22 protein-coding genes are annotated in these 26,266 nt (G+C 54.2%); 13 read left to right on the top strand and 9 right to left on the bottom strand.

Annotated features, from left to right (window positions below):
• The first annotated feature begins 47 nt into the window (after positions 1-47).
• Complete coding sequence (locus tag ACXI0A_RS01035) at positions 48-692, top strand: oligosaccharide flippase family protein (RefSeq protein WP_224935073.1); 645 nt, start codon at positions 48-50, stop codon at positions 690-692.
• Positions 693-1,014: 322 nt separating this feature from the next.
• Entirely contained in the window at positions 1,015-1,632 is a 618-nt protein-coding gene (locus tag ACXI0A_RS01040; protein WP_034823853.1) for a trimeric intracellular cation channel family protein, read from the top strand.
• Here the strand turns inward: ACXI0A_RS01040 and ligB are convergent.
• Positions 1,579-3,315: an NAD-dependent DNA ligase LigB gene (gene ligB / locus ACXI0A_RS01045; protein WP_476150674.1), complete on the bottom strand. Its 1,737-nt coding sequence runs from the start codon at positions 3,313-3,315 to the stop codon at positions 1,579-1,581. The genes ACXI0A_RS01040 and ligB overlap by 54 nt on opposite strands.
• A 239-nt stretch (positions 3,316-3,554) precedes the next feature.
• On the opposite strand from ligB, the gene gmk reads away from it, so the two are divergent.
• The 5 genes from gmk to recG are packed head-to-tail and all read left to right on the top strand — an operon-like array spanning position 3,555 to position 9,414.
• Positions 3,555-4,178 carry a guanylate kinase gene (gene gmk, locus ACXI0A_RS01050; RefSeq protein ID WP_200577810.1) on the top strand — a complete coding sequence of 208 codons (624 nt, stop codon included), beginning with the start codon at positions 3,555-3,557 and terminating at the stop codon, positions 4,176-4,178.
• A 57-nt stretch (positions 4,179-4,235) separates the two neighbouring features.
• Positions 4,236-4,511, top strand: a complete 276-nt coding sequence (gene rpoZ / locus ACXI0A_RS01055) for a DNA-directed RNA polymerase subunit omega (RefSeq protein WP_013511051.1) — start codon at positions 4,236-4,238, stop codon at positions 4,509-4,511.
• A 20-nt stretch (positions 4,512-4,531) separates the two neighbouring features.
• Positions 4,532-6,640, top strand: a complete 2,109-nt coding sequence (spoT, locus tag ACXI0A_RS01060; RefSeq protein ID WP_224935077.1) for a bifunctional GTP diphosphokinase/guanosine-3',5'-bis pyrophosphate 3'-pyrophosphohydrolase — start codon at positions 4,532-4,534, stop codon at positions 6,638-6,640.
• A 3-nt stretch (positions 6,641-6,643) separates the two neighbouring features.
• On the top strand, positions 6,644-7,339 hold the full coding sequence (trmH, locus tag ACXI0A_RS01065) for a tRNA (guanosine(18)-2'-O)-methyltransferase TrmH (protein ID WP_476150673.1): 696 nt from the start codon (positions 6,644-6,646) through the stop codon (positions 7,337-7,339).
• The gene (recG, locus tag ACXI0A_RS01070; protein ID WP_476150672.1) at positions 7,336-9,414 is read left to right on the top strand and encodes an ATP-dependent DNA helicase RecG; all 2,079 of its coding nucleotides are present in this window, start codon (positions 7,336-7,338) and stop codon (positions 9,412-9,414) included. The genes trmH and recG overlap by 4 nt, the downstream gene beginning before the upstream one ends.
• Positions 9,415-9,477: 63 nt before the next feature.
• Here recG and ACXI0A_RS01075 read toward each other — a convergent pair whose 3' ends face one another.
• Entirely contained in the window at positions 9,478-9,954 is a 477-nt protein-coding gene (locus ACXI0A_RS01075) for a MarR family winged helix-turn-helix transcriptional regulator (protein WP_224935083.1), read from the bottom strand.
• 70 nt (positions 9,955-10,024) lie between these two features.
• Here ACXI0A_RS01075 and ACXI0A_RS01080 point away from each other — a divergent pair, with 70 nt between their 5' ends.
• The 3 genes from ACXI0A_RS01080 to ACXI0A_RS01090 all read left to right on the top strand — a co-directional run bounded on the left by ACXI0A_RS01080 (position 10,025) and on the right by ACXI0A_RS01090 (position 14,231).
• The gene (locus tag ACXI0A_RS01080) at positions 10,025-10,960 is read left to right on the top strand and encodes a zinc-binding dehydrogenase (protein ID WP_476150671.1); all 936 of its coding nucleotides are present in this window, start codon (positions 10,025-10,027) and stop codon (positions 10,958-10,960) included.
• A gap of 92 nt (positions 10,961-11,052) precedes the next feature.
• Entirely contained in the window at positions 11,053-12,429 is a 1,377-nt protein-coding gene (locus ACXI0A_RS01085; protein ID WP_476150670.1) for a solute carrier family 23 protein, read from the top strand.
• 122 nt (positions 12,430-12,551) lie between these two features.
• Positions 12,552-14,231: an AsmA family protein gene (locus ACXI0A_RS01090; RefSeq protein ID WP_224935091.1), complete on the top strand. Its 1,680-nt coding sequence runs from the start codon at positions 12,552-12,554 to the stop codon at positions 14,229-14,231.
• A 130-nt stretch (positions 14,232-14,361) separates the two neighbouring features.
• Here the strand turns inward: ACXI0A_RS01090 and fabY are convergent, their stop codons facing one another.
• From fabY to typA, 5 genes are all read right to left on the bottom strand, one after another.
• A complete protein-coding gene (fabY, locus tag ACXI0A_RS01095) occupies positions 14,362-15,309 on the bottom strand; it encodes a fatty acid biosynthesis protein FabY (protein ID WP_224935094.1) in 948 nt (315 codons plus the stop codon).
• Between the two features lie 59 nt (positions 15,310-15,368).
• Positions 15,369-15,806 carry a D-aminoacyl-tRNA deacylase gene (gene dtd / locus ACXI0A_RS01100; RefSeq protein WP_476150669.1) on the bottom strand — a complete coding sequence of 146 codons (438 nt, stop codon included), beginning with the start codon at positions 15,804-15,806 and terminating at the stop codon, positions 15,369-15,371.
• Complete coding sequence (locus ACXI0A_RS01105; RefSeq protein ID WP_224935100.1) at positions 15,803-16,657, bottom strand: virulence factor BrkB family protein; 855 nt, start codon at positions 16,655-16,657, stop codon at positions 15,803-15,805. Before ACXI0A_RS01105 ends, dtd begins: the two co-directional genes overlap by 4 nt.
• 18 nt (positions 16,658-16,675) lie before the next feature.
• Positions 16,676-17,272, bottom strand: a complete 597-nt coding sequence (yihX, locus tag ACXI0A_RS01110; RefSeq protein ID WP_476150668.1) for a glucose-1-phosphatase — start codon at positions 17,270-17,272, stop codon at positions 16,676-16,678.
• 183 nt (positions 17,273-17,455) lie between these two features.
• The gene (gene typA, locus ACXI0A_RS01115) at positions 17,456-19,276 is read right to left on the bottom strand and encodes a ribosome-dependent GTPase TypA (RefSeq protein WP_224935103.1); all 1,821 of its coding nucleotides are present in this window, start codon (positions 19,274-19,276) and stop codon (positions 17,456-17,458) included.
• Between the two features lie 440 nt (positions 19,277-19,716).
• Between typA and glnA the strand changes: the two genes are divergently transcribed.
• The 3 genes from glnA to glnG all read left to right on the top strand — a co-directional run bounded on the left by glnA (position 19,717) and on the right by glnG (position 23,779).
• Positions 19,717-21,126 (top strand): glutamate--ammonia ligase, encoded by a 1,410-nt coding sequence (glnA, locus tag ACXI0A_RS01120; RefSeq protein ID WP_224935106.1) that lies wholly within the window; start codon positions 19,717-19,719, stop codon positions 21,124-21,126.
• 186 nt (positions 21,127-21,312) lie between these two features.
• The gene (gene glnL / locus ACXI0A_RS01125) at positions 21,313-22,362 is read left to right on the top strand and encodes a nitrogen regulation protein NR(II) (RefSeq protein ID WP_034823903.1); all 1,050 of its coding nucleotides are present in this window, start codon (positions 21,313-21,315) and stop codon (positions 22,360-22,362) included.
• 7 nt (positions 22,363-22,369) lie between these two features.
• Positions 22,370-23,779, top strand: coding sequence for a nitrogen regulation protein NR(I) (gene glnG / locus ACXI0A_RS01130; protein ID WP_034823905.1), 1,410 nt, complete (start codon positions 22,370-22,372; stop codon positions 23,777-23,779).
• A 36-nt stretch (positions 23,780-23,815) separates the two neighbouring features.
• On the opposite strand, the gene hemN is transcribed toward glnG, so the two are convergent.
• Both hemN and yihI read right to left on the bottom strand, forming a co-directional pair.
• Complete coding sequence (gene hemN / locus ACXI0A_RS01135; protein ID WP_224935111.1) at positions 23,816-25,189, bottom strand: oxygen-independent coproporphyrinogen III oxidase; 1,374 nt, start codon at positions 25,187-25,189, stop codon at positions 23,816-23,818.
• Between the two features lie 235 nt (positions 25,190-25,424).
• A complete protein-coding gene (gene yihI / locus ACXI0A_RS01140; protein ID WP_224935114.1) occupies positions 25,425-25,946 on the bottom strand; it encodes a Der GTPase-activating protein YihI in 522 nt (173 codons plus the stop codon).
• Positions 25,947-26,266 lie beyond the last annotated feature (320 nt).

Here is a 26,266-nt window from a genome sequence, read left to right on the forward strand (position 1 = left end):
GGGTGAACCCTTAATTGCATTGGTACATGTACCATAACGAGCAGAACATGGCGATAAGAGAAAAAAGTTTGGCCAGTGCCAAATGGTCAATTTTGTCATCCATAAAAATCGTCGGCATTGGTGTTTTACAGCTTTCACTTCTGGCACAAATACTACAGGCAAACGAGTTAGATTTACTCGCGATTGCCATTGTTATTTTACTGATTATTGATACGCTTGCCGACCGTGGTTTTGGTAATTCAGTTATCAGAAATATAAATCTCAATAATAGCGAGCTTTCCATTCTGTACTGGGGAAATGTGTTAAGCGGCATGATGATATTCGCCGTGCTATTTATTGGTAGTGATTTATACAGCAGAATAATGAATCAACCTGAAATGGCGATTATGCTGGAAATGATTTCTGTGATTTTCATTATTATCCCGCAGGGGCAACATTATCGCGCCATATTACAGCGTGAGAAACAATTCTCGCGTATCGCCTTCACAGAAACCTCATCGGTGCTGGTTGGCCTGGGTGTCACACTGTTTACCGTATGGCTGACCCCTTCAGTGTTGTGCGCTATCTGGGGTTACCTTGCCATGGTATCCATCAGAATGCTGGTCTACTGCTACTACGGTCGTTCCTGGTTCCAGCCAGAATACCGTTTTAGCCTGAAAAGTTTCGCCAACGTGCGAGCAAGAAACGGATAATAAAAACAAGTCTGTATGGTGGGCTCTGGGCATCTGAGAAGATGCGTTCGCGTGCTGGTCGCCAGCACGCTTTTTTCTTTTTTGATATTGTCACACCCTCCTCAGCCTCACGTTCGAACTCCCACAAACTTGCACTACCGTGCTCCTCACATCACATTTTTTTATGCGAATACGTAACGCACTCACGATTTATCAAGCGGGTTAAGCCTGTTAGCATGTGCGGCATCAACACGGCTAATCCGATGGCGCCTTTTTTAGAAAAACTCAGTGGTCGATAACTGAGGAAATCTTTAGGCTGGCCGCCAATCTTTTGGAGTGCTCTATGTTATTAACCGTTCTCTATATTATTGGTATCACCGCCGAAGCCATGACCGGCGCGCTGGCCGCTGGCCGCCGTAAAATGGATCTATTTGGCGTCATCATCATTGCTTCCGTCACCGCAATCGGTGGTGGCTCGGTGCGTGACATCTTGCTCGGGCATTATCCATTGAGTTGGGTTAAAAACCCGGAGTACATCATGATTGTGGCGGCTGCTGCAGTGGTGACCACTTTTGTTGCCCCTTTGATGAATCATCTGCGTAAAGTGTTTCTGGTGCTGGATGCGCTGGGCCTGGTGGTGTTCTCCATTATTGGCGCGCAGGTCGCACTGGATTCTGGCCATGCCTCGATCATTGCCGCTATTGCCGCCGTGATCACCGGCGTATTTGGTGGCGTGCTGCGTGATATGTTCTGCAACCGCATCCCGCTGGTGTTCCAAAAAGAGCTGTACGCCGGTATCGCGTTTGCCGCAGGTTGGCTCTATATCCTGTTGCTCAAAACGCCGCTTCCGCATGAAGCTGTGGTGATCATTACCCTGCTGGCCGGTTTCTTTGGCCGTTTATTGGCGCTACGTTTCCGCCTTGGCCTGCCGATCTTCAACTATCCTCACCCCGAGCATTAAAGATGCAGCAGGAATCTCCTGCTGCTGCAAATAACGGATAAGCTCAAGCAATTCATCATCCTGCAGCATTTTGACAATCCGCTCAGCCAGCGTGCGTCCGACACCGGGCAACTGCTGCCACTCCTCTGCTGAGCGATCCAGCAACGTTGCCCAGTCATTATCCGGCAAGGCTTGTAATGCGGCTCGAGGTAACGGCAAACCTAATGCGCTCACCCAGCGCCGAAAGGGTTGTTGACGTGTCTTTTGGAAACGCTGCCAGATCTCTTGTGCCCGCGCGGCGGATATCCCGCTGGCCTGCGCGATCTCTTCAGGTGTTAACGTCAGCCAGGAGAACAGATGGGTGATCGCGCCACTGTTCAGTAACCGCTGCCAGCTGCTGCGCTGCACGCCAGGAATATCCAATACCGCTTTCTGACTAAGCCAGCTTAAGCGTGATAAAAATTGCAGATGGCAATCGTGGCTGAAGTGTAAACAAGACAGTGGATTAAATTCGCCCTGCTGCGGTGCGGCTGGATAATCACGCCCTGCCACTCGCCAGATCACTCGCTCTAAGCGGGGAATTCCCTGACCGGCTAATGTCACTATCACCTGATCGCCAGCGATGACATCCAGCTCCCGCCAGCGCCGCAGCGACCCAAGATTCACTCTGCGCACGGTTTTATCATCGAGCTGAACGGGGATGAGGTTGAGCACCACGGCAATTTTCCCGGTGCGCCCAACGTTGAAATCCACGGACAACACTTCGCTGCTCACTTCAACCGGCTGATATTTCCACGCGGCCGACCAATGTCCCTGGCCAGGCTGCCAATCGCGCCCGGCACTGGCCGGTGATTGATGGATTACAACGCCATCGGTGACAAACGGCAACGAGGCACGAAACCAGCGGTCGCGCCATACTTCCGCCTCCTCTTCATTGTTGATCTGCCGACTCCAGGTCTGAGACAAGCCCAATCCCCAGCGGGATAGCTGCGCCAGTCGAGCCGGCATCGGGTTTGGACCATCAGGCCATGCCCAGATAAAAATGCCCAGTTCGGCCAGCAGCGGGGAAGCTTCAAGGCGCATCATCGCGCCCGCCACCTGCGCTCTGGCGTTTCGCCCCCCATCACGGGCCTGCTGATGATCGGTCATAAGCAGAAACAGCTCGCCTTGCAGTACTACTTCTTCACGATCGGTTTCTATCTGCGGCGGAATCGTTGGGATATGGCGGGCTTTGGTTATCCACTCTTCGCCACGCAAGCCATCGCCGCGACTCACCAGGGAAACCAGTTGCCCACGCCGATATACCAGCGTCACGGCTACGCCATCGACTTTCGGCTGTATCCACAGTGGGGATTTATCCTGCATCCAGTACGCCACCGCCAGTTTATCGCGCAGTTTACGTAACCCGGTATGTGCCACCGGATGGCGGGTGCTTCCGTCCGTTGTGAGCTGAGCCTGGTCAGGCAATTGATTCGGTGTGAAACAGCGCTGCCACTGCCGTAAGCGCTGCTGCAGGCTGTCATAATCCCCATCGCTGACCAAACTCGTGCCCTTGCGATAGTAAGCATCATCCCAGTGCCGTAACTGGCTTTGTAATTGAACAATTTCCTGCTCGGCACGCACCGGGGACCAGTTAGGGCACAGCGCTTTAGCTCCGCAAACCGCAGTGAAAAACCAGCAGCATAGAAACCACCATCCTTTCATCGTTGCTCTCCTTTTTGTCTATTGGAGAGTGCGGCAACGACGATGACCAGTGTTGAAGGTGAAAAAGTACAGGCGGATTCCCTGCGTTTTGAGGTGTTTGCAACGGCTTAACATGCTGCCTGGCGCGGGTTCACAGAAAAAGAATTACCTTAGCCCAACGGCAAACGCTGCGTGGCACCGTTAAGCCGTGTATACTGTGCAGGAAATCGACTCCGCTCTTTACTCAATTCAAGATAACCATGGCTCAAGGCACGCTTTATATTATTTCCGCTCCAAGCGGCGCGGGTAAATCCAGCCTGATTCAGGCGCTGTTAAAGACACAACCGCTGTACGATACGCAGGTGTCTATTTCTCATACCACCCGTGGCGTGCGTCCCGGTGAAGCCCATGGTGAACACTACTTCTTCGTCTCCAAGCCCGAGTTCGAGACCATGATTGCCGCTGACGACTTCCTCGAACACGCGGAAGTGTTTGGCAATTACTACGGCACCTCACGCGCGGCCATTGAGCGCGTGCTGGCGACTGGCGTTGATGTGTTTCTGGACATCGACTGGCAAGGTGCACAGCAAATTCGTCAGAAAATGCCCGCAGCACGCAGCATTTTTGTGTTGCCGCCGTCGACTGAAGAGTTAGATCGTCGCCTGCGTGGCCGTGGTCAGGATAGCGAAGAGGTTATCGCCCGCCGTATGGCGCAAGCCGTGGCGGAAATGAGTCACTACGCTGAATACGATTATCTGATCGTGAATGATGATTTCGACCTGGCATTGACCGACCTGAAACACATTATTCGCGCAGAACGTCTGCGTATGAGTCGCCAAAAATCGCGACATGATGCTTTAATCAGCAAACTATTGGCAGTCTGAAGTCACTTTCAGTATTATGCCCAGTCATTTCTTCATCATCTGTGGAGTAGCACACCTATGGCACGCGTAACCGTTCAGGACGCAGTAGAGAAAATTGGTAACCGTTTTGACCTGGTGTTGGTCGCTGCACGTCGTGCACGTCAGATGCAGGTTGGCGGCAAAGATCCGCTGGTTCCAGAAGAGAACGATAAAGCCACCGTTATCGCCCTGCGCGAAATCGAAGAAGGCCTGATCACCAACCAGATTCTGGATGTCCGTGATCGTCAGGAGCAGCAAGAGCAGGAAGCCGCTGAGTTACAAGCCGTTACCGCTATCGCTGAAGGTCGTCGTTAACAGCACTTCGCAGGTCAACCTTGTATCTGTTTGAAAGCCTCAATCAACTGATTGAAAAATACTTGCCTGAGGAGCAGATTAAGCGCCTCAAGCAAGCTTATCTTGTCGCGCGTGATGCCCACGAGGGTCAAACACGCTCCAGCGGTGAACCCTACATCACCCATCCTGTTGCTGTTGCCTGCATTCTGGCCGAGATGAAACTCGACCATGAAACGCTGATGGCCGCACTACTGCATGACGTGATCGAAGATACACCTGCCACCTACCAGGATATGGAACAGCTGTTTGGCAAAAGCGTCGCCGAACTGGTGGAAGGCGTGTCGAAACTCGACAAGCTGAAGTTCCGTGACAAGAAAGAAGCGCAGGCTGAAAACTTCCGCAAAATGATCATGGCGATGGTGCAAGACATCCGCGTCATTCTGATCAAACTGGCTGACCGCACGCACAACATGCGCACGCTCGGTGCGTTACGACCGGATAAAAAACGTCGTATCGCACTGGAAACGTTAGAGATATACAGTCCTCTGGCGCATCGTCTCGGTATTCATCACCTGAAAACAGAACTGGAAGAGCTCGGCTTTGAAGCGCTCTATCCTAACCGTTTCCGCGTGATCAAAGAGGTGGTGAAAGCGGCGCGCGGTAACCGTAAAGAGATGATTCAGAAGATTCTTTCTGAAATCGATGGGCGCTTACAGGAAGCAGGCATTCCCTGCCGTGTCAGTGGCCGTGAAAAACATCTCTATTCGATTTACCGCAAAATGCACCTGAAAGAGCAGCGATTTCACTCGATCATGGATATTTACGCCTTTCGCGTTATCGTGAAAGACCTGGATACCTGTTATCGCGTGCTCGGTCAGATGCACAGTCTGTACAAGCCGCGTCCCGGACGCGTCAAAGATTACATCGCGATTCCCAAGGCCAACGGCTATCAATCTTTGCACACCTCGATGATTGGCCCGCACGGCGTGCCGGTCGAAGTGCAGATCCGTACTGAAGATATGGATCAGATGGCAGAGATGGGGGTAGCGGCACACTGGGCCTATAAAGAGGCCGGTGAAAACGGTACAACCGCCCAGATTCGCGCCCAGCGCTGGCTGCAAAGCCTGCTGGAGCTGCAGCAAAGCGCCGGTAGTTCGTTTGAATTTATCGAAAGCGTGAAATCCGATCTCTTCCCTGATGAGATCTACGTATTCACGCCGGAAGGCCGTATCGTCGAACTGCCTGCTGGCGCCACGCCAGTAGACTTTGCCTATGCTGTGCATACCGATATCGGCCATGCCTGTGTGGGTGCTCGCGTCGATCGCCAACCTTATCCGCTGTCACAATCGCTGACCAGCGGTCAAACTATTGAAATTATCACCGCGCCTGGCGCACGTCCTAATGCGGCGTGGCTTAACTTTGTCGTCAGCTCAAAAGCGCGTGCCAAGATTCGTCAACTGCTGAAAAATCTGAAGCGTGAAGACTCCGTCAACCTTGGCCGTCGCCTGTTGAGCCATGCGCTCGGTGGCAGCAAGAAGTTAGCTGAGATCCCGCCAGAAAATATTCAGCACGAGCTGGAGCGCATGAAGCTGGCCGGCATTGAAGATTTGTTGGCGGAAATCGGCCTTGGCAATGCCATGAGCGTGGTGGTGGCGAAGAACCTGCTGCAGTCTGGCGCTGAGCAACCGCAAAGCAACAGCAAACGCAAAAAGCTGCCGATTAAAGGTGCTGATGGCGTGCTGATTACCTTTGCCAAGTGCTGCCGCCCGATTCCAGGCGATCCGATTGTCGCGCACGTCAGCCCGGGTAAAGGTCTGGTGGTGCATCACGAATCCTGTCGAAACATCCGCGGCTATCAGAAAGAGCCAGAGAAGTTCATGCCGGTTGAGTGGGACAAGGTTATCGACCAGGAGTTCGTCGCTGAAATTAAGGTGGATATGTTCAACCACCAGGGCGCACTGGCGAACCTGACGGCGGCGATCAACACAGCCGGTTCCAATATTCAGAGTCTCAACACAGAAGAGCGCGATGGCCGTGTTTACAGCGCCTTTATCCGCCTCACCGCGAACGATCGCGTCCATCTGGCCAATATTATGCGTAAAATCCGCGTAATGCCGGATGTGATTAAAGTTCACCGTAACCGTAATTAGTGCATGAACGCTCAACGTTTTGCTCGTATCCAGGAAATGCTGGCCATGCGCCAGCACGATCTCACCGTCTGCATGGAGCAGGTGCATAAGCCGCATAACGTCTCAGCGGTGATTCGTACGGCTGACGCAGTCGGTATCCACGAAGTACACGCCGTCTGGCCTAGCGTGCGCATGCGCACCATGGTGTCTGCATCTGCAGGCAGCAATAGCTGGGTGAAAGTACAGACGCATCGTCATATCGCGGAAGCCGTGCGTCACCTGAAAGAACAGGGCATGCAGGTGCTGGCCACCAATCTGTCGGCGAACGCGGTGGATTTCCGCGAGATTGACTACACCAAACCCACCTGCATTCTGATGGGTCAGGAAAAAACCGGTATTACTGCTGAAGCGCTGGCGCTCGCCGATCGGGACATCATTGTGCCGATGGTCGGCATGGTGCAGTCGCTCAACGTGTCCGTCGCTTCCGCGCTGATTCTGTATGAAGCGCAGCGCCAGCGTCAAAACGCTGGTATGTATAAACGCCAGCACAGCTTGCTGGACGCTGATGAACAGCAGCGTTTACTGTTTGAAGGCGGTTATCCGGTGCTAGCGCGCGTGGCGAAGCAAAAAGGTCTGCCTTATCCGCATATCAACGCCCAGGGCGAGGTGGAAGCCGATGCCGACTGGTGGGCCACCATGCAATCCACAGGTAAAAAATGAAAGGCCGTCTGCTGGATGCCGTACCGCTCAGTACCCTGACCGGCGTTGGCGCCAGTCAGGCGGGGAAACTGGCGAAACTTAACCTGTTCACCATTCAGGATTTACTGCTGCATCTGCCGCTGCGCTACGAAGATCGCACCCAACTCTACAAGATTAATGACCTGCTGCCGGGCGTCTGGTCCACGGTGGAAGGTGAAGTGCTGCACAGTGAGATCACGTTTGGCCGCCGCCGCATGCTGGTATGCCAGATCAGCGATGGCAGCGGTGTGCTCACCATGCGCTTCTTCAATTTTAATGCCGGGATGAAAAACAGTCTGGCGCCAGGCCGTCGCGTTACCGCTTACGGTGAAATCAAACGCGGCCAGCGCGGTGCTGAAATCATTCATCCCGAGTATCGCGTGCAGGGCGAACAGGGCGGCGTGGAGCTACAGGAAACTCTGACACCGGTTTATCCCACCACCGAAGGTATTCGCCAGGCAACGCTGCGCAATCTCACCGATCAAGCGCTGACATTGCTGGAGAGCTGTCCGATTGCCGAGCTGCTGCCGTCAGAACTGAGCGGCGGCTTGATGAGTTTGCCGGATGCATTGCGCACGCTGCATCGCCCGCCACCCGATTTACGTCTCAGCGAGCTTGAAACCGGTCGCCATCCCGCACAAAAGCGCTTAATTCTTGAAGAGCTGCTGGCGCACAATCTCAGCATGTTAGCCGTGCGCGCTGGTGCGCAGCGTCATCATGCGTTGCCAATGCCTGCAAAGCATAATCTGGCGGATCAATTGCTGGCCGCGCTACCCTTCTCACCCACTGGCGCGCAAAAGCGTGTGGTTGAAGAAATCGAGCGCGATTTAGCCAATGATTTCCCGATGATGCGTCTGGTGCAGGGCGATGTTGGATCGGGTAAAACGCTGGTCGCGGCGCTGGCGGCGCTGGATGTTATCGCTCATGGCAAACAGGTGGCGCTGATGGCACCAACCGAATTACTGGCCGAGCAGCATGCCAACAATTTCCGTCAGTGGTTTGCGCCGCTAGGCATTGAGGTGGGTTGGCTAGCTGGCAAGCAGAAAGGCAAAGCGCGTGAAGCCCAGCAGGAAGCGATTGCCAGCGGACAGGTGGCGATGGTGGTCGGCACCCATGCGCTGTTCCAGGAGCAGGTCAAATTCAACGGCATGGCGCTGGTGATCATTGATGAACAGCATCGCTTTGGCGTGCATCAACGCCTCGCACTGTGGGAAAAAGGCGAAGAGCAGGGTTTCCATCCGCACCAGCTGATCATGACCGCCACGCCGATTCCACGTACCCTGGCGATGACCGCCTATGCCGATCTCGATACCTCCACCATCGATGAATTACCGCCCGGTCGTACACCGGTCACCACGGTGGCCATTCCGGATACCCGCCGTGGCGATATCATCGAGCGGGTGAAAAACGCCTGCCATGAAGGTCGCCAGGCATACTGGGTGTGTACGCTGATTGAAGAGTCGGACGTATTGGAAGCTCAGGCGGCGGAAGCCACCTGGGAAGAGTTAAAAGTCGCGCTACCAGGCTTGCAGGTTGGGCTGGTGCATGGCCGCATGAAGCCAGCAGAAAAACAGGCGGTGATGGCGGCGTTCAAAGCCAACGAGATTCAGTTGCTGGTCGCTACCACGGTGATTGAAGTCGGGGTAGACGTGCCCAACGCCAGCCTGATGATCATCGAAAACCCGGAACGCTTGGGTCTGGCTCAGCTGCATCAGCTGCGTGGCCGCGTCGGTCGTGGCGCAGTGGCCTCGCATTGCGTGCTGCTGTACAAAGCGCCGCTCAGCAAAACTGCGCAGAAGCGGTTGCAGGTGCTGCGTGACAGCAACGATGGCTTTGTCATCGCTCAGCACGATCTGGAAATTCGCGGGCCTGGTGAAATGCTCGGAACTCGCCAGACCGGCAACGCGGAATTTAAGGTCGCAGATTTACTGCGCGATCAGGGCATGATCCCGGAAGTGCAGCGTGTGGCGCGCCATATCCACCAGCACTATCCAGAACAGGCGCAGGCGTTAATTGAACGCTGGCTCCCAGAGACCGAGCGTTACAGCAACGCTTAACGGTAGGCGCACCTGACCGTGCTCAAGCGTGATAAATAACTCGCACTCCACGCCTGATCGACCCTACGCGTTACGATCAATCGCCATAAAGTCCCCGACAAATTTCTGCAACAGGCGCGCCAATTCGGTGCGCTCGCTGTCCTGCCAGTTCTCAAACAGATGCTGATAAATCTGCGCTCGTGCGGCATCAATTTTATCGGTCATCGTCTTACCCGCTGCGGTAATCACCGCTTCGTTCACCCGCTTGTCTCTGGCATTTTTCTGCCGCTGCGCCAGTCCCAGCTCTTCCAGTTTCGCGACCTGACGGCTGACGGTGGTGTAATCACGCCCGGCGCGCTCTGCCAGTTCAACCACGCCAATCGGACCAAAGCGACCAATCTGAATCAGCAGCGGGAATAAGGCCCGATCGAGCTGAATGTTGGACTCTTTTATCAGTAACTCATCACGTTGCGGGCGATTGAAGGTGCCCACAATCATTAACAGCGCGTTATGCAGATCATCAAACTCTGCACTATTATGTGTATTTTGCACACTTTTCATTGACGTTATCCCGAGGCAGAACTAATGTGTGCATATTACACATATTATCCGATTACCCAAAGGTGAAAACATGAAAGCAGCAATCGTATCTGCGGCAGGCGAACGGCCGGTTTACGGTGATTTTCCAGAGCCTCAGGCCGAGGGCGATCACGTTGTGGTATCCGTGAAAGCCGCGGCTATCAGCCAACTGGCAAAATCACGCGCGGCCGGCACTCACTACAGCACAGACTCACACTATCCCTTTATCACCGGCATTGATGGCACGGGCACCCTGAGTAATGGCGATCCGGTCTATTTCCTGGCTTTCAAAGCCCCGTGGGGCAGCATGGCCGAGAGAACTTTGGTACCCGCCGCCGCCGTTGTGCCGCTGCCAGCCACGCTGGATCCCGTATTAGCGGCAGCCATTGCCAATCCCGGCATGTCCTCATGGGCAGCACTCACTCGGCGCGCCCAGTTAGCGGAAGGGGAAACGGTGCTGATCAATGGTGCAACCGGCACGTCAGGTGGATTGGCGGTACGCATTGCACGGCACCTCGGCGCGGGAAAAATCATCGCCACCGGACGCAATCGTGAAGTGCTGGAACAACTGCGTGGCCAGGGAGCGGACATCACCCTGACGCTCGATGAACTGCCCGGAGCACTGCCTGCCCTGATGAAAGAAGGCATCGACGTGGTGCTGGATTACCTGTGGGGCCAGAGTGCGCTCGATATTATGCAGGCCGCAGTGGCCGGTGGTGAGAAAGTGGTGCGCTTTGTGCAAATTGGATCCTTGAGCGGTCAGGAAATCACGCTGCACAGCAAGCTGCTGCGCTCATCCGGCCTGACATTGATGGGCAGCGGATTAGGCAGCGTGTCCGATGCGGAACTGATTGCCTGCATTAGCGAGATGCTGAATGCCGCTGCTGAAAGTGATTTCTCTATCGCCTTCCAGATGCGCCCACTGAGCGACGTGGCACAGGCCTGGCAGGAAGATGACAGCCGAAGCCGCACCGTGTTTACGCTCTAAATCAATGTAAGTGAAAAGGGGCATTGCAAACGATTGCTTTCACAACGCAACCGTTTAAAATCGCCCCTTTGTTGTTATTGAGAACGCCCACCATGTCCGTCAATACTGCTGAATCTCATCAGCCAATCACTGCAAAAAGTGAACTGATTTACCGCCTCGAAGATCGTCCACCGCTGCCGCAAACGCTGTTTGCTGCCTGCCAGCATCTGCTGGCGATGTTCGTAGCGGTGATTACGCCCGCGCTGCTGATCTGCCAGGCGCTGGGTTTACCGGCTCAGGATACGCAGCACATCATCAGCATGTCGCTGTTTGCTTCGGGCGTCGCCTCGATTCTGCAAATCAAAACCTGGGGGCCGGTGGGCTCAGGCCTGCTGTCGATTCAGGGCACCAGCTTTAACTTTGTGACACCGCTGATCATGGGCGGTATGGCGCTGAAAAATGGCGGTGCCGATGTGCCGACCATGATGGCTGCACTGTTTGGCACGCTGATGGTGGCGTCCTGTACCGAAATGGTGCTGTCTCGCGTCCTGCATCTGGCGCGTCGCATTATCACGCCGCTGGTATCCGGCATTGTGGTGATGATTATTGGCCTGTCACTGATTCAGGTTGGCCTGACCTCGATTGGCGGTGGTTTCGCGGCAATGAGCGATCACACCTTCGGCGCGCCAAAAAATCTGTTGCTGGCTGGCGCGGTGTTGGTGGTGATTATTCTGCTGAACCGCCAGCGTAATGCGTATCTGCGCGTTGCCTCACTGGTGATTGCCATGGCAGTCGGTTATGCACTGGCCTGGGCGCTGGATATGCTGCCTGCTGCCCCTGCTGCCACTTCTCAGCCACTGGTCGCCGTGCCAACCCCGCTCTACTACGGCCTGGGATTTGACTGGAACCTGCTGATCCCGTTGATGCTGGTGTTTATGGTGACCTCACTGGAAACCATCGGCGATATCACCGCGACCTCTGACGTTTCCGAGCAGCCCGTTACCGGCCCGGTGTATATGAAGCGCCTTAAAGGCGGCGTGCTGGCTAACGGCCTCAACTCATTTGTATCCGCATTGTTCAATACGTTTCCGAACTCCTGCTTTGGGCAGAACAACGGCGTGATTCAGCTGACCGGCGTTGCCAGCCGTTATGTGGGTTTTGTCGTGGCGCTGATGCTGATCGTACTCGGCCTGTTCCCGGCAGTGAGTGGTTTTGTGCAGCACATTCCTGAGCCGGTGCTGGGTGGCGCGACCATTGTGATGTTTGGCACGATTGCCGCATCGGGCGTGCGTATCGTTTCGCGCGAGCCGCTGAACCGTCGCGCCATTATGATCATCGCACTGTCGCTGGCCGTTGGTCTGGGTGTTTCGCAGCAACCACTGATTCTGCAATTCGCTCCGGACTGGCTGAAAACCCTGCTCTCCTCGGGCATTGCTGCCGGTGGTATCACCGCAATTGTACTTAACCTCGTCTTTCCACAGGAAAAGTAACCCATAAGGCAGGCTGCGGCCTGCCTGTTATTTATCCGCTTTTACATCCAGGCTGTTGAGGTGTAACGGTAATTCAGGCATAACAACCTCTTACCGGATAAATATCGGGATGGATGGATGCGATGAAATTTTTAGGCAAGTTTTTCCTTACCTTACTGCTGCTGATTCTGCTGGGGCTGGTAGTCCTCTATGTCTTGCTGCAGACACAGTGGGGCGCAGGTTGGTTTAGCCGTTGGGTAAGTGATAAGACCGCCTGGCATCTCTCTCTTAGCAAGATTGAACACAACTTCTCTTCTCCCTCGCACATCATGCTGGATGATTTCAGCTTCGGTCATGATGGCCAGCCAGCCGTGTTAGTGGCTAAACGCGTCGACCTCGGACTGGCACTGGTGCAATTCAGTGACTGGCTGCATTTTGATAGCATCGATGTGCGTGATGGCGAGATTAATCTCGCGAATCAGACGCCCGATACCACACTGCCCATTCAGGCCAATCGCCTGCAACTGAATAACGTGCGCATTGATAGCCCGCACAGCATGCTGCCGATGATCGCTGAGCGAGTTAACGGCGGAATTATCCCGTGGAAACCGACCCCGACGGATATGCTGGGCAGCGATGCACAGTTCCAGATGAGTGCGGGCATGCTGACGCTGGATGGGGTTCCCGGCAATAATGTGCTGCTGCAGGGGAGTGTTAAGCAGCATCGTATGATATTCAGCAATATCGGGGCCGATCTCGCGCGCGGTTCGATGACCGGCAACGCCGAGCGCGACGCGCAAGGCAACTGGAAGATTGATCAGTTACGCCTTAACGATATTCGCCTGCAGACCCATCAAAATCTGAGTGATTTCCTCAATCCTCTGCGCGATGTGCCGTCAGTGAGCATCAACCGGCTGGATATGACCGATGCACGCCTGCAGGGACCTGATTGGGCCGTCACCGACCTCGATTTAACCCTGAAGAATATTACACTGCGTGGGGATGACTGGCAGAGCGATGATGGCTCGCTGTCGATGAATGCCGGCAACTTCATTAATGGTGGTTTTGAGCTTAACGATCCGATTGTGAATGCCAACTTCTCGGCGCAGGGCATTGAGTTGGCCCAGTTCAGTTCACGTTGGGCCAATGGCGTAATCCGTGCCAGCGGCAACTGGACGCGCAGCGATAAACGCCTGACGCTGAGTGATTTAGCCATTGCCGGGCTGGAATATACCTTACCGCAGAACTGGCGCGATCGCTGGCAGCAAGCGTTGCCATCATGGCTGGATAGCGTGCTGGTGACGCACGCAACAGCCAACCGTAATCTGGTGATCGATATCAACCCGGCCTTCCCGTTCCAGATGACCGCGCTGGATGGTAACGCCGATAACCTGCTACTGGCGCGTCAGCATCAGTGGGGAATCTGGGGCGGTAAAGCGAGCTTTAACGCGGCGGAAGCGACCTTTAATCGCACCGATCTGCGCCATCCCTCCATTGCCTTTAATGCTAACGATCAGCAGATTCAGGTGACGGAAATGAGCGCCTTTAACGGCAACGGTTTGCTGGAAGGGACCGCGAGTGTTGGGCAGGATGCACAGCGCCCATTGACGCTGAATCTCAAAGGCCAGGCGGTGCCAGCCAATGTGTTGCAGAACTGGGGCTGGCCTGCGTTGCCTCTCAGCGGCAACAGTAATTTGTTGCTGCAAGCGAAAGGCTCACTGAGTGCTGCAGCACCATTGCGCCAGAGCGTTGAGGGTAATTTATCCGTGACCACCGATACGCAATCGGTGCAGCAGACGATGCATGCGGGGCAGGTTCAATAGGTATTCAGCAACGGTCGCGGTGAGGGTTATCGCGCGTAACGGTTAGCGGCGTCCTGCCGCTGACCGAGCTGCAATACAATGCGCCGCCACCGTTTGAGGTCCAACAGCTGCACAATGTAATGCGCCAGAACTAATTAATGCGCGCGCCCGAACCACCTTCTTCTAATGGGCCGTCTGAGTCGGCTGGCAAGACGATATACACCCCTTCAAACACCGCACCCAATTCATCATCACCAAACAGTTCCACTTCCATCTGCACACGTGCTTTACGGCCGCGCGCCAGACGATCAAGGTCGCCACTCAGTGAACCGAGATCGGCTATCGCCCCAGGACGCCCACTGATTGGCTTACTGTAACGAATGTGCGCATCGGCAAGGATGATGGTGCCGCCCAGATGGCGCTCGCGCAGCAACAGCCAAATCAGCCCCCAGCCAGTGAGCGTGGCCAGTGAGAACAGGCTGCCAGCAAATAAGGTGTGATGCGGGTTCTGGTTGCCCGTTTCAGGCATGGTGGTGACGAACTTCTGCCCGGTATATTGCAGAATGCGCACGCCCATTTTCTCACTGAGCGGAATATGTTCGTACCAGGCTTGCTGCAACTGACCACACCAGTCAGCTCGGTGCAGAATGTCATCCAGCGTCACCACCGGTTTAATCATCAGGAAATGGCGCACCGGCGTGGTTTGTGGCGCAGTAATTTCACCCTGGTTGACGTAGCCCAGCTTGGCAAAGAACTCCACGGCGTCTTCACGGGCGCTACAGGTCACGCGTTTCGCCCCTTCCTGACGCGCAACGGATTCCAGCGTCATCGCCACCAGCGTCCCTAATCCTTTGCCTTGTACCGAAGGGTGCACGGCCAGGAAGCGGATGGCGGCTTCGTTTTCGGCATTGATATAGAGGCGGCCAATCGCAACAGGAGCGCCCTGCTCATCGACCACCATCTGATGATGCGCCAGTGCATCCCAGGCATCACGTTCAGAACCCTGCGGCTGACGCAGCGGCTTACGTAACATTTCCCAGCGGAACTGATAATAAGTATCCAGCTCTTCCGCCGTTTGCGGCACACGAAGATGATACATAAAGTGATTCTCTCGTTCGGAGCTTGCGTGGCTGATCCCTGGCCGCTCGGCTGAAAACCTCACACCTGCAACCAGAAGGTCACTGGACCATCATTCACCAGTGAAACCTGCATGTTGGCAGCAAAACGACCGTTCGCCGTGGTCACACCCTGTGCCCGGCAACAATCGCTGAAATTGTGATAGAGACGCTCGGCTTCCGCCGGTTCGGCACCACCTGAGAAAGAGGGACGCATGCCTTTGTTGGTGTCGGCGGCAAGTGTGAATTGTGAAATCACCAGCACGCTGCCACTGGCCTGCTGTACGTTCAGGTTCATTTTGTCGTTCTCATCACCGAAGATGCGATAACCCAGCACGCGTTCAGATAAGCGCTGTGCCTTTTGCTCGTCATCGCCCTTCTCCACCCCTAATAACACCAGCAAACCGGCGCCAATCTCGCCCACCGTTGTGTCATCAACCACAACGCTGGCGCGACTGACGCGCTGAATCAAAGCAATCATGTTTCCTCTCGTTCTTTTTCGCGTTCCTGCTGTTTTAGCTGGCGATAGTCATCCAGGGTGACGGTGATTTCCGCGCCTAACAACACAATACACCAGGTCCAGTAAACCCATAAAAACAGAATCGGGATGACTGCCAGTACGCCGTAAATTAATTGATACGAAGGGAACATCGTAACATAGAGCGCAAACCCTTTTTTGCCCAGCTCAAACAGTAGCCCGGCGACAATCGCGCCGATCAGCGCATCACGCGTTGGCACCCGGCGCGTCGGGACGATACTGTAGAGCAACCAGAACGCGAGGATGGCGAGCACCAGAGGGAAGATACGTAACACCTGATCGATAAGGCTGGTAACGCCGGTGACATTGACCCAGCGTAGCGATAGTAAGTAAGAACTGATGGCCAGACTGGCACCCGCCAGAATCGGGCCCAGCGTCAGGATCATCCAATAGACGGCAAAGGAGTAAACCATTGGTCGTGGTTTATCGCTGCGCCAGATCGCGTTGAGCGCACTGTCCACCGAGTGCATCAGCAGCAGTGCGGTAACGATCAATCCGACAATACCAACCGCCGTCATTTTATTGACGTTGGCCACAAACTGATCGAGATAGCGTTGGATGACGTCACCGGCTGCCGGCATAAAGTTGCTGAAGATGAAGTGCTTAAGTTGGACGCTAATCTCCGAAAACATAGGGAAAGCGGCGAAAAGGGCAAACACCACGGCAATCAGCGGCACCAAAGCCAGCAATGAGACGTAGGCCAGATTCCCGGCCTGCGTCGTCATGTTGTCTTCATCAACGCGGCGCCACAGCAGTTTGACCCACAGGAAAAACGCGTGCGCCGAATGGCGCATGTGGTTACGTGTTACCACTCAGCGACGGCTCGCAAACCAGTCCGGCACGGTTTTCGCGTCTTCCACTAACACGCTCTCAATACCCAACGCGCGCGCGGCATCGATATTGGCACGGTTATCGTCAAAGAACACCGCCTGATCGGCGGTATAGCCTTCGTGGTCAAGCACATATTGATAGATGCGTGCCTCTGGCTTGCGCATACCGATATCCTGCGACATATAGACGTGGTCTGCCGCTTGCTGTACGTCAGGATATTGTGTTGGCCAAAATTCAAAATGCAGCTGGTTGGTGTTAGAGAGGATAACCACCCGTTCACCTTTCGCGCGTAGGGCGTTCATGATGGCCAGCGTTTCCGGACGAACATCCACGAACACCGCCTGCCAGCCCGCAGTGAATTGCGGGTAGCTCAAAGCGATATCCAGTTGATCACAGATACGTGCCGCAAACTCAGGATCGCTGATTTCACCACGCTCGTGTTTCTCGAACGCTTCATCCATCTGGAAGCGACTTTGTAAGGTCGCCAGCGGCACGCGTCCCAGGTCACTCCAGACGCCGAGCACACGATTAAAATCGATATCAACAATCACATTGCCTAAATCAAATATGTACAGCATGACGCCTCTCCTTCTATTCCCTGGATCATTCACTCTAGCGGCAAAACTCAGTGCTGAACAGGTACGATGAGGGGGAAATCAGGATTTTGGAAGCGGGAACAATATTCAGAAAGCGAGGGTTGCAGCGGGTTGCAGGCATAAAAAAGCCCCGCAGTGCGGGGCTTAAATATCAGACTGTTTCGCTTAGTCTTTGCTGCCGCGAGAAGAACGCTTACGGTCGTTCTCGGTCAGGTGACGTTTACGAATACGTACTGACTGCGGAGTCACTTCTACCAGTTCGTCATCATCGATGAACTCGATAGCCTGCTCCAGCGTCATTTTCTGCGGTGGAACCAGAGTGGTCGCTTCGTCAGTACCTGACGCACGCATGTTGGTCAGTTTCTTACCGGTCAGGCAGTTAACTGTCAGGTCGTTAGAACGGCTGTGAATACCGATGATCTGGCCTTCATACACTTCCGCACCGTGACCCAGGAACAGCTTACCGCGATCCTGCAGGCTGAACAGGGCGAACGCTACCGCTTTACCCTGGCCATTTGAGATCAGCACGCCGTTCTGACGCTGGCCCACTTCGCCCTGACGAACATCGTCGTAATGGCTGAAGGTGGAGTACAGCAGACCAGTACCAGAAGTCATGGTCATGAATTCGTTACGGAAGCCGATCAGACCACGGCTTGGGATCATGTAGTCGAGACGTACACGGCCTTTGCCATCTGGATCCATGTTTTTCAGATCGCCTTTACGCTCACCCATCGCTTGCATCACAGAACCCTGGTGGGTTTCTTCGATGTCGAGGGTCACGTTTTCGAATGGCTCTTGTTTACGGCCTTCGAATTCGCGGAAGATAACTTTCGGACGGGATACCGCCAGTTCGAAACCTTCACGACGCATGTTTTCGATCAGAACTGACAGGTGAAGCTCACCACGACCAGACACACGGAATGCATCAGAATCTTCAGTTTCTTCAACGCGCAGTGCCACGTTGTGTACCAGCTCTTTATTCAGGCGCTCCAGGATCTGGCGCGACGTCACGAACTTACCTTCTTTACCGCAGAAAGGTGAGGTGTTGACGTTGAAGAACATGGTTACGGTTGGTTCATCGACGCTCAGGGCTGGCAGCGCTTCCACTTTCTGCGTGTCGCAGATGGTGTCAGAGATGTTCAGCTCGCCCAGACCGGTGATAGCAATGATGTCGCCTGCTTCCGCCAGGGTGCTTTCGATACGTTCCAGACCGAGGTGGCCCAGTACTTTACCGACTTTACCGTTACGGGTTTTGCCTTCGCTATCAATGATAGTGACCTGCTGGTTCGGCTTAACCGTACCGCGCTTGATGCGGCCGATACCGATAACACCCAAGTAGTTGTTGTAGTCCAGCTGCGAGATTTGCATCTGCAGTGGTGCTTCAACTTCAACCTGTGGTGGAGAAACGTGGTCGACGATCGCCTGATACAGCGGGGTCATGTCGTCAGCCATGTCGGTATGTTCCAGACCAGCGATACCATTCAACGCTGAAGCGAAGATGATAGGGAAGTCCAGCTGCTCGTCAGTCGCGTCCAGGTTAACGAACAGGTCGAATACCTGATCAACAACCCAATCAGGGCGCGCGCCCGGACGGTCAACTTTGTTGATTACTACAATCGGCTTCAAACCATGAGCAAACGCTTTCTTGGTTACGAAGCGGGTTTGCGGCATAGGGCCATCCATCGCATCTACAACCAGCAGCACCGAATCCACCATGGACATAACACGTTCCACTTCACCACCGAAGTCGGCGTGTCCTGGGGTATCAACGATGTTGATACGGTAGTCGTTCCATTTGATGGCGGTGTTTTTTGCGAGGATGGTAATCCCACGCTCTTTCTCCAAATCGTTGGAGTCCATTACGCGCTCAGTCGCTTCGGTACGAGCATCAAAAGTACCGGACTGTTGCAGCAGCTTGTCAACCAGGGTGGTCTTACCATGGTCAACGTGCGCGATGATGGCGATGTTACGCAAATTTTCGATCACAGCTTTGCCTCAGGCATTATAGAAATAACGCGGTATTGTACACGGATTAAGCGAAAGACTGAACATGATCACAGTATTCCCTTAAAGTTTCTCTTAGTGCTGTTTTTTAGCACCAATAACGGTGCATTAATCTGCACTGCGGTGGTGTTTTGCACCTTTTTGGGGCGATATTTGATCTGTGGAGCACCAAATTAGTGCGCGTCATCCATACTGGTGCAGTGACCGACTCACGAAAGAGCGCGTCACAGCGCCATTTTTACCATTGTAATAAAGTTGGCACAGAATTCGCTTTATATCTTTCAAGCGAAAACGACAGTTTTACAACGGTTGAAAAGAGCTTGCCGAGATCTTGGTTAGGGGTGGTCAGAAAGCGTGACACATTCCAGGCAACGAAGTTCTCTCACCATGACGATTATGACCATTTCCAGGAGAGTTTAAGTATGTCCGCTGAACACGTCCTCTCGATGATGAACGAGCACGAAGTTAAGTTTGTTGACCTGCGTTTTACCGATACCAAAGGTAAAGAACAGCACGTTACTATCCCTGCTCACCAGGTTAACGCTGACTTCTTCGAAGAAGGCAAAATGTTCGATGGCTCATCCATCGGTGGCTGGAAAGGCATTAACGAATCAGACATGGTACTGATGCCGGATGCTACCACTGCGGTTATGGATCCGTTCTTCGAAGATTCTACGCTGATCATCCGCTGTGACATCCTTGAGCCAGGCACTCTGCAGGGCTACGATCGTGACCCACGCTCCATCGCTAAACGTGCAGAAGAGTTCCTGCGTTCTTCAGGCATCGCGGATACCGTGCTGTTTGGACCAGAGCCAGAGTTCTTCCTGTTCGATGACATTCGTTTCGGTTCTTCTACTGCAGGTTCACACGTTGCTATCGACGATATCGAAGCAGCATGGAACACCGGTAAAGCTTACGAAGGCGGTAACAAAGGTCACCGTCCAGGTCTGAAAGGCGGTTACTTCCCAGTACCACCGGTTGATTCAGGACAAGACATCCGTTCTGCCATGTGTCTGACCATGGAGCAGATGGGTCTGGTGGTTGAAGCCCATCACCACGAAGTAGCAACAGCTGGTCAGAACGAAGTGGCAACCCGCTTCAACACCATGACCAAAAAAGCTGACGAAATTCAGATCTACAAATACGTGGTGCACAACGTTGCTCACGCGTACAACAAAACTGCGACCTTCATGCCTAAGCCAATGTTCGGCGATAACGGTTCTGGTATGCACTGCCACATGTCCCTGTCAAAAGGCGGCGTGAACCTGTTCTCTGGCGACAAATACGGCGGCCTGTCTGAAGCTGCGCTGTTCTACATTGGTGGTGTTATCAAGCACGCTAAAGCGATCAACGCCCTGGCGAACCCAACCACCAACTCTTACAAGCGTCTGGTCCCAGGCTACGAAGCACCGGTCATGCTGGCTTACTCAGCACGTAACCGTTCAGCTTCAATCCGTATCCCAGTGGTTGCGAGCCCGAAAGCACGTCGTATCGAAGCGCGCTTCCCGGATCCAGCGGCTAACCCATACCTGGCATTCACCGCGCTGCTGATGGCAGGTCTTGACGGCATCATCAACAAGATCCACCCTGGCGATGCGATGGACAAAAACCTGTATGACCTGCCACCGGAAGAAGAAGCTGAGATTCCAAAAGTTGCAGGTTCTCTGGAAGAAGCACTGAACGCACTGAACGAAGACCGCGAGTTCCTGACCCGTGGCGGCGTGTTCACTGATGACGCTATCGACGCGTACATCGAACTGCTTAAGCCAGACGTTGACCGTGTGCGTATGACTCCGCACCCAGTTGAGTTTGAACTGTACTACAGCGTTTAATTTAAAAAATTTCAGCGCATTTCACGCCGCTTATTTGGCGGCGTAAATAACCTGAACGTTTTTTGTTGCCGTGGAAACTTTAGCCCATCTCCGGATGGGCTTTTTTCACCGCGAATTCATCGTTCGAATGATAGTTATCAGTCCCAAAAGGCTATAATGCACTAACTTAGTGCAGAGGAACGCTGTATGGCAACTGGCACACTGCCCGACGCGGGGCAGATTCTTAACTCTCTCATCAACAGTATTTTGCTGGTCGATAACGATCTGGTTATCCATTACGCCAACCCGGCGGCTCAGCAATTACTGGCGCAAAGCTCACGCAAATTGTTCGGCACGCCATTACCGGAATTAACCGGCTATTTTTCGCTGAATATTGAGGTGATGAGCGAGAGTCTTGGAGCAGGCCAGGGCTTTACTGACAGCGAAGTGACGTTAGTGGTCGATGGCCGCGCGCACATTATGTCGCTGACGGCTCAACGTTTACCCGATGGCCTTATTCTGCTGGAAATGGCGCCGATGGATAATCAACGCCGTCTTAGCCAGGAACAGTTGCAACATGCTCAGCAAGTCGCCGCTCGTGATTTAGTGCGCGGACTGGCGCATGAAATTAAAAACCCGCTGGGAGGATTACGCGGCGCCGCACAGTTATTAACCCGTGCTCTGCCCGATCCTTCGCTGCATGAATATACCCGGATTATTATCGAACAGGCAGACCGCCTGCGTAATCTGGTTGATCGCTTACTTGGACCACAACAGCCAGGTATGCATGTTACACAAAGCATTCATCAGGTGGCTGAGCGCGTGGTCAATCTGGTCTCGATGGAGTTACCGGACAATGTCTCGCTGGTGCGTGATTACGACCCGAGCCTGCCCGAACTGCCACACGATCCCGATCAGATTGAACAGGTGCTGCTCAACGTGGTGCGTAATGCGTTGCAGGCGCTGGGTGACGAAGGCGGCACTATCGTGATCCGCACCCGTACCGCGTTCCAGCTAACGCTGCACGGCACCCGTTATCGCCTGGTGGCGCGTATTGATATTGAAGATGATGGCCCTGGCATTCCTGCTCAGCTACAGGACACGCTGTTCTATCCGATGGTGAGTGGTCGTGAAGGAGGCACCGGTTTAGGTCTCTCCATCGCCCGCAGCCTGATCGATCAGCATTCAGGAAAAATAGAATTTAACAGTTGGCCAGGACACACCGAATTCTCGGTTTACCTGCCTATTCGCCAGTGAGGTTTCTATGCAACGAGGGATAGTCTGGATCGTCGATGACGATAGCTCCATCCGCTGGGTGCTTGAACGTGCGCTCACTGGAGCCGGTTTGAGCTGCGCCACATTTGACAGCGGCAATGAAGTGCTGGATGCACTCTCAAGTAAAACCCCAGATGTATTGTTATCGGATATTCGCATGCCGGGCATGGATGGACTGGCGCTGCTGAAACAGATTAAACAGCGTCACCCGATGCTGCCGGTCATCATTATGACCGCACATTCGGATCTTGATGCCGCCGTCAGCGCTTATCAACAAGGCGCTTTCGATTACCTGCCTAAGCCGTTTGATATTGATGAAGCCGTCGCGCTGGTTGAACGTGCGATCAGTCACTATCAGGAACAGCAGCAGCCGCGTAATCAGCCGGTGAGCGGTCCGACAACCGACATCATTGGCGAAGCGCCAGCGATGCAGGATGTGTTCCGTATTATTGGCCGTTTGTCGCGCTCATCCATCAGTGTGCTGATTAATGGTGAATCGGGTACCGGTAAAGAGTTGGTGGCGCATGCGCTGCATCGCCACAGTCCGCGCGCCAAATCACCGTTTATCGCGTTGAATATGGCAGCAATCCCGAAAGACCTGATCGAATCCGAATTGTTCGGGCACGAGAAAGGGGCGTTTACCGGGGCAAACCAGATTCGTCAGGGCCGCTTTGAGCAGGCCGATGGCGGCACGCTGTTCCTCGATGAAATTGGTGATATGCCGCTCGATGTGCAAACCCGCTTGCTGCGCGTATTGGCCGATGGCCAGTTCTATCGCGTGGGCGGCTATGCACCGGTGAAAGTGGATGTGCGTATTATCGCGGCAACTCACCAGAACCTTGAGCTGCGCGTGCAGGAAGGCAAGTTCCGCGAGGATCTGTTCCATCGCCTGAACGTGATTCGTGTGCACTTGCCACCGCTGCGTGAGCGTCGCGAGGACATTCCACGTCTGGCACGCTACTTCTTGCAGGTAGCGGCACGTGAGCTAGGTGTTGAAGCGAAGATTCTGCACCCGGAGACGGAGACGGCACTGACGCGCCTGCATTGGTCCGGTAACGTGCGCCAGCTGGAGAACACCTGCCGCTGGTTAACCGTGATGGCTGCAGGCCAGGAAGTGTTGATTCAGGATCTGCCGCCGGAGCTGTTTGAGTCGAGCACGCCGGATAACCCGGTGCAGTCTCTGCCGGATAGCTGGGCCACCCTGCTGGCACAATGGGCGGACCGCGCACTGCGTTCCGGTCATCAGAACCTGCTCTCTGAAGCGCAGCCGGAGATGGAGCGCACGCTGCTCACCACCGCCCTGCGTCACACTCAGGGACACAAGCAGGAAGCGGCTCGTTTACTGGGTTGGGGTCGTAATACTCTGACGCGTAAACTGAAAGAGCTGGGAATGGAATAAGTGATAATCAGGGGAGCACGATGCTCCCCTGGATTTTTATATCACCCGCGAGAACTGCTGCTGGCGCGCCTTTTGACGCAGATAGCGATCAAAGCACATGCAGATATTCCGAATCAGCAAACGTCCAATTCCTGTGACATGCAGACTGCGCCCGCGAAGTTCCAGCAAACCATCCGCCATCAAAGGCGCCAGTAACGCTAAATCTTCCGCAAAATACGCTTCAAAAGTGATGGGCCATTGCGCTTCAATCGCCGCGAAATCTAATGAGAAATTGCAGATCAGCGTTTTGATGACATCACGGCGCAGACAGTCATCATCACTCAGTGTTAAACCTCGCCAGAGCGCGCTCCCACTCTGCTCCACACTGGCATAGTAGTCCTTCAATTCTTTTTGATTCTGCGCGTAACTGTCTCCCAGCATACTGATCGCCGAGACACCGAATCCCACCAGCTCGGTCTCGCCTTGCGTGGTGTAACCCTGAAAATTACGGTGCAGCTCACCTGCATGCTGCGCGATGGCCAGTTCGTCATCGGGTTTGGCAAAGTGGTCCATACCGATGAACTGATAGCCTGCATCGGTTAAGGTGCCAATGGTTTGCTGCAGGATCTGCAGCTTCTGTTCCGCACCGGGTAGCTCTTCATCTTTGATTTTGCGTTGTGCAGCGAACAGCGTCGGCATGTGCGCGTAATTGAATACGCTGAGACGATCGGGGTTGAGCGCGATCACTCGTTGTAAAGTGAAAGCAAAACTTTCGGGCGTCTGCAGCGGCAAACCGTAAATCAGATCCAGGCTCACTGAGCGGAATCCTCGCGCACGCGCACGCTCAACCAGCCCAAAGATAGTCTCTTCGTCCTGCACGCGATTGACGCGCTCCTGCACCGCTTTATTGAAGTCCTGTACACCCATGCTCAGGCGATTAAATCCTTCAGCACGCAGATGATCGATCATCGCCAGCTCAATTTCGCGTGGATCGACTTCGATCGACATCTCAACATCATCCGCAATGTCAAAATGGCCACGCAGCAGCGCCACTAGCCGGCTGACCTGAGCCTGATTGAGGAAGGTTGGCGTACCACCGCCCCAGTGCAACTGCGTGACGCGGCGTCCGGCAAACAGCGGCGCGCGCTGACGGATCTCCTGTTCCAGCACATCCAGATAACGGTCAGCCTTGTGCAGCTGGCGCGTCACAATCTTATTGCAGCCGCAGAAGTAGCAGAGACGATGGCAGAACGGAATGTGGACATACAGCGACAGAGAGCGTTCAGGGTAACGTTCAACCGCAGACTGGAAGCTTGCTTCGCCAAAGTTCTCATTGAACTCCAGCGCAGTGGGATAAGAGGTGTAGCGCGGACCCGCGTAATTGTATTTTTCAATCAGCCGCTGGTCCCATTCAATCTGCTGCGATGACATGCTCACTCCTTACGGTGACGTCGTCTGAGAGAGGGTCGCGTGGCAGAAGAGGAGAGATTGCGGTGAGCCGTACGCCGGCGTAAACGCGACTTCAGACGCGACAGGCGACGAAGTTTAAACAATAACCACAGGAGATAACATGTCAGCAGCAGCGCTAAAATTGATCCAGGCCAAAGCATCAGCGAATACCTGTTTAGCGCGGCATGCGCAAAAGCGCATGCCGATCAAAATTGACTTAGTTGCCTTTTAACAAGCGCATCATATCGACTTCGGCTTGTTCATCTTCAGCACCGTCATCCAGCGCGATACCGAGGGTTTCCATCAGCTCGTCAATGCGATCCAGTGTCTGATCCAGCCATGCCTGATCTTCAGCGCTGAGGGTCTCACCGCTTTCCAGACGATCCAGCAAGGTGTCCAGGCGTTCATCGTTTTCCAGCTTCGCTAACTCTTCTTCTGGCGTCAGACGCACCTTTTCCGCTTTCGGTTTGGCTTTTGCTACCGGCTTTTTCTCCGGTACTGTTTTGCCATCGGCCACCAGCGCTACGGGTTTTTTACTGCCGGTGCGTGGATCGGCATTTTTCTGACCCTGGCCTTTGCCAGCGCCTTTAGTTTCCGGGTTAGCACGGTTGCCCGCTTTGAGGCCACTGTGCTTTTTATCGCGTTTGCGATCGCGCGCTTCCTGATTCAGGTCTTCACGCGATTTGCGTTTGGCTTTAGCAGCAGGTTTGCCACGCTGGGCTGGTGCAGGTTGCTTCATGGTGTCCGGTCTCGGCGATTTTTCTTCAGTATAGAATTGCGGCGAAATCTAGCAGAAAGATGACAAAGAAAAAAGGCGATAGCCTATGCTATCGCCTTATTTCGCACCTTCTACTGAAGGTATAACGGTATAAATCCTTTACAGCTCACAACGTCCCGGTTGCTCCTTCGCCTCATCGCTCCTGCGAGTAATCCTTTTCCCTGTCCGACTCATACCTGAATCACATCCTGCCATGCTCCTGGTCATCCCCGACACTCCTGAGCGCATCATCCTGATGGGTGCTGCCTTGCACTGACACCAAATGTAGACCAATCAGTAAA

Source organism: Pantoea sp. C1E2 (genome assembly GCF_056491465.1).